This is a genomic window from Hymenobacter cyanobacteriorum, from assembly GCF_022631375.1.
GTDB lineage: Bacteria > Bacteroidota > Bacteroidia > Cytophagales > Hymenobacteraceae > Hymenobacter > Hymenobacter cyanobacteriorum.
Map to the genome: position 1 here is coordinate 1,043,468 of NZ_JALBGC010000001.1, position 13,617 is coordinate 1,057,084.

A 13,617-nucleotide genomic window follows, 5' to 3' on the forward strand; every position below is an offset into this window, starting at 1 on the left:
GATATTAAATTGCATTTTACTACATTTGAATTACACGCTTCTAATTCTCTGCTATGAATACCCGTACCCGCCGCACCCCGGCAGCCCGCAGGCTGCCGGCTGATTTCTCCTGCATTTTTCAGTGGCTGGCTGGCTGGCTACCGCAACGCCGAATATGCCTGGCTCTGGCATTGGCAACGGGCCTGCTGGCCTTGCCGGCGCGGGCGCAGCAGCGGGGCGGCATCGACCTGTTTCGGGAAGATGGCCCGGCCCGGGCAGCAGCCGGCACCTCGCCGGTAGCGGCCCAGCTGCGCCAGGCGCGCGCCCTGAACCTGGATGTGAAGGCGATGGACGCGGCGCTGGCCCCGGCCCGGCGGGGGGCGGAAGTGGTGCTGCTGCTGCCCCTGCCCGACGGCCGCAGCGCCCGCTTCGGGGTGCGCGAATCGGCCATTATGGACGAGGCGACGGCGGCCCGGTTTCCGGAGCTGCGCACCTACGCCGGGCGCGGCCTGGACGACCCCGATGCCTCGGCGCGGCTCGATATCACGCCCTACGGCTTCCACGGGCAGATTTTGTCGAGCGCGCTGGGCGCGGTGTACCTGGAGCCGGCCCGGCCGGGCGACGTGGCGCACTACCTGAGCTTTTTCCAGGCTGAGGTGGACCGCAGCGCCGGCGGCGCGGCAGCCCCGAATTGCGTGTGGCAGCCGGGGCTCGACCGGGGCGCGCCGGCCCGGGCCGGGGGGGCGGCCGGCCCCGTGCGGCGCACGCTGCTGGCTACCGGCACCACGCTGCGCACCTACCGGCTGGCCGTGGCGGCCACGGCCGAATACACGGCCAACCGCGGCGGCACGGTAGCCAGCGCCCAGGCCGCGATTGTGACCACGGTGAACCGCGTGACCGGGGTGTACGAGCGGGAATTGGCCGTGCGCCTGCAGCTGGTTCGCAACGACGGCACCCTCATCTACACCAACGCCAGCACCGACCCCTACACCAACAACAACCCCAGCAGCCTGGTGGCGCAGAACCAGAGCAACCTGACCACAGTGATAGGCACGGCTAACTTCGACATCGGCCACGTGTTCAGCACGGCCGGCGGGGGGCTGGCCTACGTGGGCGTGGTGTGCAATGCCGCGTACAAGGCCTCGGGCGAAACCGGCATCTCTAATCCCGTGGGCGACGCCTTCGACATCGACTACGTGGCCCACGAGATGGGGCACCAGTTTGGCGGCAACCACACCTTTAACAGCAACCTGGGCAGCTGCGGCGGCAACAGCAACCCGAGCACCGCCTACGAGCCGGGCTCGGGCAGCACGATAATGGCCTACGCGGGCATTTGCAGCGCCGACAACCTGCAGCCACACACCGACCCCTACTTCCACGTGGTGAGCTACGAGGAAATCGAAAACTACCTGGCCACCACCACGTGCGGCGCCGTGAGCAGCACCGGCAACAGCGTGCCCAGCGTGAGCCTGCCCGCGGGCGGCAAAACGCTGCCCATCAGCACGCCCTTCAAGCTGACGGCCAGCGGCACCGATGCCGACGGCGACCCGCTCACGTTTTGCTGGGAAGAGTGGGACCTGGCCCAGAACGGGGCCCCGCCCATCTTCCGCTCGTTTCTGCCCACGGCCAGCCCCACGCGCTATTTCCCGCGCCTGAGCGACCTGCTGGCCGGCACCACCACCATCGGCGAAACGCTGCCGACGACGACCCGCCCGCTGAATTTCCGGGTGACGGTGCGCGACGCGCACAACGGCCTGCAGGGCGTGGTGGGCGGCATCAACAGCAGCCCCGTGCTGGCCCTGAGCGCCAGCGCCGCCGCCGGGCCTTTCGTGGTGACGGCCCCGAACACGGCCGTGAGCTGGGCCGCCGGCTCGACGCAAACCGTGACCTGGAACGTGGCCAACACCACGGCCGCGCCGGTGAGCTCGGCCATCGTGAACATCCGGCTGAGCACCGACGGCGGCCTCACCTACCCCACCGTGCTGGCCACCAACACCCCCAACGACGGCTCGGAAACCGTGACGGTGCCCAGCCTGGCCACCACACAGGCCCGCATTATGGTGGAAGCGGCCGACAACTACTTCTTCGATATTTCGAACGCCAACTTCACCATTTCGGGCGCGGTGGCCGGCCCCACCCTCAGCACCCTGAACCCGGCCAGCGGCCCGGTGGGCACCAGCATCACCATCACCGGCACCAATCTGACGGGCGCTACGGCCGTGAGCTTCAACGGCGTCGCCGCGACGTTCACGGTGAACTCGGGCACCCAGCTAACGGCCACCGTGCCGGCCGGCGCGACGACGGGCAACGTGACCGTAACCACGCCCGGCGGCACCAGCAACGCCCTGACATTCAGCGTAACCGTGTCCGCGCCCGTGCTCAGCAGTTTGAGCCCGAACAATGGCACCGTGGGCACTACTGTGGTGATTACCGGCACCAACCTGACGGGCGCGACGAGCGTGACCTTCAACGGCATTACAGCTACGTTCACGGTGAACTCGGCCACGCAGATTACGACCAGCGTGCCACCGGGCGCGAGCAGCGGCAACGTGGTGGTGACCACGCCCGGCGGCACCAGCAACGGCCTCGCCTTCACCGTGACGGCCCCGCTGCCCACCCTCAGCAGCCTGAGCCCGACCAGCGGGCCGGCGGGCACCCCGGTGGCCATCATCGGCACCAACCTGACGGGAGCCACGAGCGTGACGTTTAACGGCGTTGCGGCCACGTTCACGGTGAACTCGGCCACCCAGATTACGGCCACTGTGCCGGCGGGCGCGAGCAGCGGCAACGTGGTAGTGACCACGCCGGCCGGGGCCAGCAACGGCCTCGCCTTCACCGTGACCATTCCGGCCCCGGTTATCAGCAGCCTGAGCCCGACCAGCGGCACCGTGGGCACCTCGGTGGTGATAACCGGCACCAATTTTACGGGGGCCACGGCCGTGAGCTTCAACGGCACGGCGGCCACGTTCACGGTGAACTCGGCCACCCAGATAACGGCTACCGTACCGGCCGGAGCCACCACCGGCAACGTAACCGTGACCACACCCGGCGGCACCAGCAATGCGGTTGGGTTCACGGTGGTGCCGCCCGCGCCGGCCATCAGCAGCCTGAGCCCGACCAGCGGCACGGTGGGTACGAGCGTGACCATCACGGGCACGAACCTGACGGGCGCCACGGCTGTGAGCTTCAACGGCACCGCCGCCACGTTCACCATCAACTCGGGCACCCAAATTACGGCCACCGTGCCGGCTGGCGCGAGCAGCGGCAACGTGACCGTAACCACGCCCGGCGGCACCAGCAATGGGCTGGCGTTCACCGTCACCGTGCCGGCCTCTACCATTACCAGCCTGAGCCCGACCAGCGGCACGGTGGGTACTTCGGTGGTAATAACGGGCACCAATTTCACCAGCGCGACGGCCGTGAGCTTTAATGGTGCGGCGGCCACGTTCACCGTCAATTCCAATACCCAGATTACGGCCACCGTGCCGGCCGGCGCCACCAGCGGCAGCGTGGTGGTAACCACGCCCGGCGGCACCAGCAACGGGGTTGCCTTCACGGTCATCCCGCCCGCGCCGGCCCTCACCAGCCTGAGCCCCAACAACGGGCCGGTGGGAACTTCGGTAACTATTGCCGGGACTAACCTGGCGGGGGCCACGGCCGTGAGCTTCAACGGCACGGCGGCCACGTTTACCATCAATTCCGCTACCCAGCTAACAGCCACCGTACCGGCCGGCGCGACGACGGGCAACGTGACCGTAACCACGCCCGGCGGCACCAGCAACGGCCTAACGTTCACGGTGGCCGCACCGGCTCCGTCGCTCAGCAGCTTGAGCCCAACCAGCGGCACGGTAGGCACTTCGGTGGTGATAACCGGGACTAACTTGGCGGGGGCCACGGCCGTGAGCTTCAATGGTACGGCGGCCACGTTCACGGTGAACTCGGGCACCCAGCTAACGGCCACCGTGCCGGCCGGCGCCACGACGGGCAACGTGACCGTGACCACGCCCGGCGGCACCAGCAACGGCCTACTCTTCACGGTGCTGCCGCCGGCCCCGACGCTTACCAACCTGAGCCCGAGCAGCGGCCCCACCGGCACGAGCGTCACCCTCACCGGCACCAACCTGACGGGCGCCACCAGCGTGAGCTTCAATGGCAGCAGCGCCTCGTTTGTGGTGAATTCGGCCACCCAGCTAACGGCCACCGTACCGGCCGGCGCCACGACCGGCCTGGTAACCGTGACCACGCCCGGCGGCACCAGCAACGGCATCACCTTCTCGGTAACGGCCCCGGTGCCGGTGCTCAGCAGCCTGAGCCCGAATACCGGGCCGGTGGGCACCAGCGTCACCAGCACGGGCACGGGCCTGGCGGGAGCCACGGCGGTGAGCTTTAATGGCACGGCGGCCACGTTTACGGTGGTGAATGCGGGCACGATAACGGCTACCGTACCGGCCGGCGCAAGCTCCGGCCCGGTGACGGTGACCACGCCCGGCGGCCCCAGCAACGGCCTCCCGTTCACCGTCACCATCCCGGCTTCTACCATCACGGCCCTGAGCCCGACCAGCGGGCCGGTGGGCACCAGCATCATCATCACCGGCACCAACCTGACGGGCGCCACGGGTGTGACGTTTAACGGCGTGAGCGCGGCCTTCACCGTGAACTCGGCCACCCAGATAACCACCAGCGTGCCGGGCGGCGCCACCACCGGCAGCGTGGTGGTAACCACGCCCGGCGGGCCCAGCAACGGCATCCTGTTCACGGTGGTGCCGGCCGCGCCCACGCTCACCAGCATTTCGCCCAATAGCTCGCCGGTGGGCACCACCGTGGTGCTCACGGGCACCAACCTGACGGGGGCCACGGCGGTGAATTTCAACGGCACCGGAGCCACGTTCACGGTGAACTCCAGCACCCAGATTACGGCCCTGGTGCCCATCGGCGCCACCAGCGGCCCCGTAACGGTGGCCACGCCCGGCGGCCTGAGCAACGCCATTGCCTTCACGGTGGCCATTCCGACTTCTACGCTCACCACGCTCAGCCCCAGCAGCGGCACCATTGGCACCACGGTGGTGATTACGGGCACCAACTTCACGGGCGTGGGGTCGGTGACGTTTAATGGCGTGAGCGCGCCGTTTACGCTGAACTCATCCACCCAGATTACCACCGTGGTGCCTGTTGGGGCGACTTACGGGCCGGTGGTGGTGACGGTGACCGGCAGCAGCAACGGCTTGATTTTTACCGTGATTCCGCCGCTGCCGTTTATTGTCAACTTCTCGCCGATGGGCGGGCCGGTGGGCACGCTGGTGACCCTGACGGGCACCGACTTTGCGGGCACCACGGCCGTGGCGTTCAACGGCGTTTCGGCCCCGTTCACGTTCGTGTCGGGCACCGAGCTCACGGCCACGGTGCCGGCCGGGGCCACCACCGGCCCCATTACCGTGACCACGGCCGGCGGCACGGGCAGCAGCACCACCAGCTTCACGGTGCTCACGCCCACGCTGCCCAGCCTCACGGTGAGCTCGCCGCAGACGATTCCGCCCGGGGCCTACAACAACATCGACATCACGGGCACGGGCGTGGGCACGCTGGGCGGCGCGGTGAGCGTGGCCGGGGCCTTCACGGTGCAGCCGGGCGGCGTGTTCGACGATGGCTGCCAGCTGCTGACCGGCGCGGGCAGCTTCGCGCTGGCGGCCGGCGCCACCTTGCGCATCTGCAGCCCCGGCGGCATCAGCGCCAGCGGGGCCTCGGGCAGCATTCAGGTGAACGGGACGCGCACTTTCAGCCCCGGGGCCAGCTACGTGTACGACGGCACCGTGGCCCAGCTGACCGGACCCGGCCTGCCCACCACCGTGCGCAACCTCACGGTGAACAACGCCGCCGGCGTGACCCTGACCCAGAACCTGGCCATTACCCAGGTGCTCACCCTGCAAGCCGGCAACCTGAACCTGGGCAGCAGCAACCTGAAGCTGCTTTCCAACGCCAGCGGCACGGCCCTGGTGGTGAACCAGGGCAACGGCCGCGTGTTGCACACCGGCCCCGGCCGCGCCACCATGGAGCGCTTCATCACCCCCGATGCCGCCCAGCCCTACGCCGGCCCCGGCTACCGCCACTACAGTGCGCCGGTGGCCAGCACCCCCATCGCCGACCTCGAAGTAACCGGCCTTTTCGCGCCGCTGCTGAACCCGGCCTACAACGCCCTGCCCACGCCCGCGCTGCCCGCGGCCCAGTTCCCCAACGTGTTCGACTACCAGGAAAACCGCGTTTCGGCGGCTTTCCCGGCCTTTACTACGGGCTGGCACTCGCCCAGCACTTCTGCCGATGCGCTGCTGCCCACGGCCGGCTACACCGTGAACATTGGCCCCGACGCCACCGTCGACCTCACCGGCCTGCTCAATACCGGGCCGCTGAACACCGGGCCGCTCACGCGCGGGGCCACGGCCAACGCGGGCTGGCAGCTGCTGGGCAACCCCTACCCCGCCCCGCTCGACTGGGCCGTGGTGGAGGGCACGCCCGGCGCGCTGCCCACCGGCCTGGGCGCGGCCATTTACGTGTTCGAGCCCACCAGCCAGTACGGCGGCTTTTACCGCAGCTACGTGGGCGGCTTGGGCACGGGCGGCTTCACGGGCGTGCTTCCTGCTATGCAGGGCTTCTTCATCCGGGCCACGCAGGCGGTGCCGGGCGGCTTCACTTTCCAGGATTTGTTCCGCGTCACAACTTACCAGAACCCGCCCTTCCAGCGCGTGGCGGCCGGCCCCGACTCGCGCCCCCGCCTGCGCCTGACGCTGAAACCCACCACCGGCCCGGCCGGCCTGCTCGACGAAACGCTGGTGTACTTCGACCCCGCCGCCACCGCCAGCGGCACCGATGCGGCCTTCGATGCGCCCAAGCTGCCCAACTCCAACCAGCTAAGTGTAGCCAGCCGCCTGCCCGGCCCGCCCACCAACGAGGCGCTGGCCATCAACGGCCTGCCGCCCGCGCTGCTCACGGCCGGGGCGCGCATCCCGCTGGAGCTGGAGCTGCCCGCCGCCGGCCCCTACCAGCTCAGCGCCGCCGAGCTGGCCAACTTCGCCCCCGCCCTGCCGCTAGCCCTGCTCGACCTGAGCACCGGCACCCGCACCGACCTGCGCCGCACGCCCACCTACGCCTTCACGGCCGCCCAGGCCGGCGCGCTGCCGGGCCGCTTCGAGCTGCTGCTGGGCGGCACCGCTACGGCCACCACCGGCCCGGCCCCGGCCTCGGCCTTCAGCGTGTGGCCCAACCCGGTGGCCAGTACCGCCGGCCGGCTGCACATCGCGCTGGCCACCGCGGCCCCGGCCGCCACGGCCACGCTGCGCACCATTCTGGGCCAGCCGGTGCGCACCCAGGCCCTGCGCCCCGGCACCACCGACCTGCCCACCGATGGCCTGGCCACCGGCACCTACCTGCTCACGGTGCAGGTGGCCGGCGAGCCCGCCGTCACGCAGCGCGTGCTGGTGGAGTAGCCGCCGTGGCGGCCGAATAATTAGCAGCTTTTGGCCAAGAAAAAATCCCTCGTCAGCAATTGGCGAGGGATTTTAAACATCAAGAGGATAATAGCGAATTATTGAGCGCGGCGGGCCGGCGCGGCTGCCGGTGCAGTGCCCGCGCCCTCGGCCACGGGGGCCGGGCCGGCCGGGGCGGCTACGGCTGCGGGCGAGTTGAACATTTCGAGCGCCAGGCGCCAGCCGGCTTCGGCCTCGCGGCGCCAGATGCGCACGTAGCTACCCGATTCCTGCGGGTGCTTGGCGTCGCCGGGGTGGCGGTAGGTGCCCAGCACGTAGCCCAGGTCGCCGCCCGCCGACAGGTAACCGGTCGTCGGGGCGAAGATGTAGCCCTTCTCCAGGTTTTTCATGTTGGCCACGGCCGCCAGGCCCTGCATCATCGACAGGCCCGGGCGGTACAGCCGCGCCTCCGCACTGAGGTACTGCTGGTAAGTAGCGCCCGGCTTGAGGACCTCGGCGGCGGCAAAGCGGGCATCGAGGTCGAGCAATACGCTGGTGGGGGCCATGCTGGGCGTGGCCATGGCCAGGGCCTGGCGCGGAGCCGGCACGGTGGCCGGCGCGCTCGGCGGCACGCCAATGCGCTCAATGCCCATGTTCACTACGTATTTCCACTGGCCATCGGGCTGCTTGCGCCACAGCGTCACGTACTCGCCGGCGGCCTGGGCGCGGTCGTTCTGCAGCATGGTCCAAGGGCCGGTGGTATAGCCCAGGTCGCCGGTCTGGGCCACATCGGCCAGCAGCGGGTACCAGGTCAGGCGGGTGTTGGGCTTCACCGGCCGCGTGTTCCAGGCCGCCTGAGCTTCAACCAGCTTACCATTTTCGACCACCATGGCCGTGGGGGCGGCGTTGGTGAGGAATGCCGTTTTCATCCCATTCTTCGTCACTTGCTCGGCAAACGAAGATTCGGCTGCCAATACCGCCTGACGAGGCGTCTGGGCGTAAACTGCGCCCGAAAGCAGCAGGGTGGCCAACGAGGCAAGAGTCAACTTTGTCTTCATAAGATGCAAAGGCAAGTGAAAGATATTACTAAGGTAGGCACTACGGGATAATTATACTTTCTATCCGAGGCAAAAGTTCCTGCTCAGCCGGCAGTTTTGTGGGTTGGCGGTCTTCGGCCGAGCAGCACCGCCCGGCGCGGCCTACTTTTGCGGTCATCTCCCATTCAGCCCGCTGCTCCTTATGAACCTTGCCGACCTCACTGCCCGCGCCCGCCGCATCCGCCTCGTCCTCACCGATTGCGACGGCGTGCTCACCGACGGCGGCGTGTACTACGGCGAGCACGGCGAAGTGCTGAAGCGCTTCAGCATCCGCGACGGCATGGGCGTGGAGCGCCTGCGCGCCCAGGGCATCATCAGCGGCATTATGACGGGCGAAGTGTCGCCTTCCGTCCGCACCCGCGCCGCCAAGCTCAAAATCGAGGAGCTGCACCTCGGCATCAAAGACAAACCGGCCTGCCTGCGCGAAATCATGGCCCGCACCGGCTTCAAGGCTGAGGAAATTGCTTTCATCGGCGACGATACCAACGACGTCGAAATCCTCGGCATGGTGGGCTTCTCGGCCTGCCCCGGCGATGCCACCACCTTCGCCCGCGCCGTGGCCGACTTCCACTGCCAGACGCCCGGCGGCTACGGCTGCTTCCGCGAGCTGGCCGAGTTCATCATCGCGGCGCAGGCGGTAAATGGGTAAGCCAAGAACTCGGTTGTCATCCTGAGCGCAGCGAAGGACCTTACCAAGTACGCGCCGCCAGACTTAAAACCAACGCCCCTGACGTAATAAGGTCCTTCGCTGCGCTCAGGATGACAGACGGCTCTCAAGCTGACAAGTAGATTCCCCCTACTCCGGCAGCAGCCCCTGGCGGGCGGCCAGCTTGATGAGCGCGGCCGTGTTGCGGGTCTGGGTTTTGTCCATGATGTTTTGGCGGTGGGTTTCGACGGTGCGCTTGCTGGTGAAGAGGCGCTCGGCGATTTCGGCGTTGGTGAGGCCGTCGGCCACCAAGGCCAGCACTTCCATCTCACGCTTGCTCAGGCCGAGGGCGGCGCGGGCCACGTCGCCCTGCGCCGGGCTGCCCGCGTAGAGGCGCGCCAGCAGCGAGAGGCCAATGGCCGAGCACAGAAACGGCCGGCCGGCGGCCACTGTGCCCAGCGCGTGCACCGTTTCCGGGGGCAGCGAGGTTTTGAGCAGGTAGCCGTGCGCGCCCAAGTCGAAGGCGCGGGCCACGTAGTGCTCGTTGGTGAGCTCGCCCCGGGCCACGATGCGCAGCTGCGGCTGCTGCTCGCGCAGGGTGGCCAGCAGGGCGAAGGCATCGGTGCCGGGCAGGGCCAGGTCGAGCAGCAGCACGCTGGGCGCGGCGCTGGCCAGGGCGGCCAGCAGCTCGGGGCCGGTGCCGGCTTCGGCTACTACGTCGAGGCCGGCTGCCGCGGCCAGCCCAAGCCGGAGCTCCTGGCGTGCCGTGGGGTTGCCTTCCGTGAGGAGCAGTCGAATCATAGGGGGCAGAAGAGTAGCAGAAGCTGGAGTAGAAAGATGGTAATGTGCAATAGCAAAAAGCCACTTTTTTGCCGTTGGCAACCCGAAGCTACGGATTGCCAAAGCTCAACTATGATGCAGCAAACAAAAGCCGTATAAATCCCTTGAAAAACGGCCGGGCGGGCGGCCGCGCTTGGTACAAATACGGAGCCAATTTCTGAGAATGCCCCTCAGGCCAACCTTGTGCGCCGGAACTCGTTTCGACAAACTTACCTCTGTGCCCACCATGACCCGAATTATTCTCGCCGACGACCACACCATCCTGCGCGATGGGATTCGCGCGCTGCTTTCGGCCGAAACGGACCTGGAAGTAGTTGGCGAAGCCAGCAACGGGGCCGAAGTCCTGGCCATTCTGGAAACAACCCCCGCCGACGTGGTGCTGATGGATGTGCAAATGCCCGTGCTCGACGGCTTTGCCACCATGCCCGAGTTGCGCCAGCGCTTCCCCGAAGTGCGCGTGCTGGTGCTCACCATGCTCGACCACGAAAACTATGTGGCCCGCATGCTCGAAGCCGGCGCGCTGGGCTACGTGCTTAAAAACGCGGCTATCTCGGAGATTACGCACGCCATCCGCACGGTGGCGGCCAGCAACCCGTTTCTGTGCACCGAAATCGGCCTGAACATGCTCTACAAGGCCGTGGCGCAGTCGGCCAGCCTGGCCCCCGAGGAGGGCGGCGCATCGGGGGCCGACCTCACGGCCCGCGAGTTGGAGGTGCTGAAGCTGATTGCTGAAGGCCTGACCAACGGCGAAATCGCCGACAAGCTCTTCACCAGCAAGCGCACCATCGAAACCCACCGCCAGAACATCATCGCCAAAACCCAGGCCAAGAACACCGCCGCCCTCATCAAGCTGGCCGTAAGCCGGGGGTTGATTTCGTAGCCCGGGCAACTCGGTATAAGTACGGATTTGCACGTGTTTGGCTGGCTCCGCAACGCCCGTCATGTAGAGCGCAGCGAAGCATCTCGCGTGCTTTAACTAATTCTGATGATTGGATTGCATTGCGCACGCGAGATGCTTCGCTGCGCTCTGCATGACGTGCTTTCTACGCACAGCAGCTGCTAATTCAGCAGCCCGCCCACCGTGCCGATGGTGAGCGCCACGATGACCGTGTTGAACAGAAACGACACGCAGCCGTGCAGCAGGGCCACGCCGCGCAGCTCGCGGTTGGCAATGGCGATGTCGGCGGTCTGGGCCGTCATGCCGATGACGAAGGAGAAGTAGGCAAAGTCGATGTAGTTGGGCTTGAGCTTGGGCTTACCACCGTCCTGGTCATCGGGAAAAACGAGGCCGCCCACGTCGCGGCCGGTGGCTTCGTCCTTATCGTAGTAGGTATGAGCGTAGCGCAGCGTGAACACAAGGTGCACCAGCAACCAGGCCAGCACCACGGCGGCCACGCTGAGCACCACGTGCAGCATACACACATGGGCCGGCAGCTTGTCGAGCGAGCGCAGCAGGCCCACCACCGCGCCCAGGCTGGCAATGGCCGCCCCCAGCACCAGCACGAAACCCACGGTACGGGGCAGGTCTTCGGTGCCAGCCACGCAGCGGATGTCCTCGGTGTCGGCTTCCCACATGCCCAGCAGCACCTGCACCAAATCGGCCGCCCCGAAGCCCACCCAGCCCATTACGGTGCGGGCCAGCGGGCCAATCTCGGCCGATGGCACCCAGGGGGCCAGGGCGAGCGGCAGCAGCCAGGCCGCCAGCCCGCCCACTAGCAGCGCCAGCCCCAGCCGCCAGCGCACGTCAAGCGAGCGAATGAGCTCGGCGGGGGTTTTCTCGGGCGTCGTGTCGGGGGCAGCTGCGGGTTTCTGGCTCATGGAGGTGGCAAGGTAGGGCCGGGCGGGCGGCCGCTGAATACTTGTGTGTCATCCTGAGCGTAGCAAAGGACCTTTTCACGACTGAATGGACATTGCTCAGACGGGATAAGGTCCTTCGCTGCACGCAGGATGACGGCCGTTTTCAGCATTCCAGCCAGCGATGAAATAAACCGGGAAAAGCAAAAGCGCCGTCCGGCTGTTACTTCGTGGTATGAATGCAGCTCCCCTTTCCGGCCTCTACGCGCCCTCGCTCGCCCTCGTTACCGATTTGTACCAGCTCACGATGGCCTACGGCTACTGGCAGCAGGGCCTGCAGGACCGCGAGGCGGTGTTTCACCTCTACTTCCGCAAGGCGCCGTTTCAGGGCGGCTACGCGGTGGCGGCGGGCCTCGCGCTGGCCGTGGACTGGGTGGAGAACCTGAAATTCTCGGAAGACGACCTCGAATACCTCGGCAGCCTGCGCGGCAGCAAGGGCGGCGTCATGTTCCCGGCCGAGTTTCTGGATTACCTGCGGCATATGCAGTTCAGCTGCGACATCGACGCTGTGCCCGAGGGCACCGTGGTGTTCGGCAACGAGCCGCTGATGCGCATTCAGGGGCCGCTGCTGCAGGCGCAGCTGCTCGAAACGGCGCTGCTCACGCTCATCAATTTCCAGACGCTGATTGCCACCAAGGCCGCCCGCATCCGCGAAGCCACCGGGCCTTCGGACCAGATTCTGGAGTTCGGCCTGCGCCGCGCTCAGGGCTTCGATGGCGGCCTGGGGGCCAGCAGGGCCGCTTTTCTGGGCGGGGCCGATGCCACCAGCAACGTGCTGGCCGGGCAGCGCTACGGCATTGCGGTGCGGGGCACGCACGCGCACAGCTGGGTGATGTCGTTTGCCGATGAGGCCACGGCGTTTGCGGCCTATGCCAAGGCGTTTCCCGACGACTCGGTGTTTCTAGTCGATACTTACGATACGATTGAGGGCGTGCGGCAGGCCATCAAAGTGGCCCGCGACATGCGCGCCAACGGCCACGAACTGGCCGGCATCCGGCTCGATTCGGGCGATTTGGCCTACCTCAGCCGCGAGGCGCGGGCGGTGCTCGATGAGGCCGGCTTCACCAACACGCGCATCGTGGCCAGCAACGATTTGGAAGAAAACCTCATCACCAGCCTCAAGCAGCAGGGCGCGCGCATCGATACCTGGGGCGTGGGCACCCAGCTTGTGACGGCCTACAACCAAGCGGCGCTGGGGGGCGTGTACAAGCTGGCCGCCCTGCGCAAAGCCGACGATTCGGGCTGGGATTTCACCATCAAGCTCTCCGAGCAGGTGGCCAAAACCAGCATCCCGGGCATCCTGCAAGTCCGCCGCTACCTGAACGAGTACGGCAAGCCCCGCGCCGACATGCTCTATAACACGGCCGAGGACCTGCCCAACCACCTCATCATCATCGACCCCGCCGACAGCACCCGCCGCCTGCCCATCCGGCCCGATACGCCCTTCCGCGAGCTACTGGAGCCCGTGTTCCGCAAGGGCCAGCGCGTGCTCGACCTGCCCACCCTGGCCGAAAGCCGCGCCCACGCCCAGCGCGAAGTGCAGAGCCTCGACCCCAGCGTGCGCCGCTTCCTCAACCCCCACACCTTCCCCGTGGGCCTCGAAATGGGCCTCTATGAGTACCGCACCCGCCTGATTCTGGAGAAGCGGCCGATGCGCTCGGCGTAGGTGGCGGCGCATCGAAGCGCATTATTTGGGCCATGCTAGAGTATTGCCTTGCTGTTCCAAACGACTGCTAGTGTTTGGTTC

7 protein-coding genes are annotated in these 13,617 nt (G+C 67.2%); 4 read left to right on the forward strand and 3 right to left on the reverse strand.

Features of this window, described 5'->3' with window-relative positions:
• Window positions 1–53 precede the first annotated feature (53 nt).
• Window positions 54–7,454, forward strand: a complete 7,401-nt coding sequence (locus tag MON38_RS04485) for an IPT/TIG domain-containing protein (RefSeq protein ID WP_241934932.1) — start codon at window positions 54–56, stop codon at window positions 7,452–7,454.
• 98 nt (window positions 7,455–7,552) lie between these two features.
• On the opposite strand, the gene MON38_RS04490 is transcribed toward MON38_RS04485, so the two are convergent.
• On the reverse strand, window positions 7,553–8,491 hold the full coding sequence (locus MON38_RS04490; RefSeq protein WP_241934933.1) for a nuclear transport factor 2 family protein: 939 nt from the start codon (window positions 8,489–8,491) through the stop codon (window positions 7,553–7,555).
• Window positions 8,492–8,672: 181 nt separating this feature from the next.
• Between MON38_RS04490 and MON38_RS04495 the strand changes: the two genes are divergently transcribed.
• Window positions 8,673–9,179, forward strand: a complete 507-nt coding sequence (locus MON38_RS04495; RefSeq protein WP_241934934.1) for a KdsC family phosphatase — start codon at window positions 8,673–8,675, stop codon at window positions 9,177–9,179.
• 147 nt (window positions 9,180–9,326) lie between these two features.
• Here MON38_RS04495 and MON38_RS04500 read toward each other — a convergent pair whose 3' ends face one another.
• Complete coding sequence (locus MON38_RS04500) at window positions 9,327–9,977, reverse strand: LuxR C-terminal-related transcriptional regulator (RefSeq protein ID WP_241934935.1); 651 nt, start codon at window positions 9,975–9,977, stop codon at window positions 9,327–9,329.
• Between the two features lie 265 nt (window positions 9,978–10,242).
• Between MON38_RS04500 and MON38_RS04505 the strand changes: the two genes are divergently transcribed.
• Window positions 10,243–10,896: a response regulator gene (locus MON38_RS04505; RefSeq protein WP_241934936.1), complete on the forward strand. Its 654-nt coding sequence runs from the start codon at window positions 10,243–10,245 to the stop codon at window positions 10,894–10,896.
• 179 nt (window positions 10,897–11,075) lie between these two features.
• Here MON38_RS04505 and MON38_RS04510 read toward each other — a convergent pair whose 3' ends face one another.
• The gene (locus MON38_RS04510) at window positions 11,076–11,834 is read right to left on the reverse strand and encodes a DUF1345 domain-containing protein (RefSeq protein ID WP_241934937.1); all 759 of its coding nucleotides are present in this window, start codon (window positions 11,832–11,834) and stop codon (window positions 11,076–11,078) included.
• Window positions 11,835–12,045: 211 nt separating this feature from the next.
• On the opposite strand from MON38_RS04510, the gene MON38_RS04515 reads away from it, so the two are divergent.
• Window positions 12,046–13,536 (forward strand): nicotinate phosphoribosyltransferase, encoded by a 1,491-nt coding sequence (locus MON38_RS04515; RefSeq protein WP_241934938.1) that lies wholly within the window; start codon window positions 12,046–12,048, stop codon window positions 13,534–13,536.
• The last annotated feature ends 81 nt before the right edge of the window (window positions 13,537–13,617 follow it).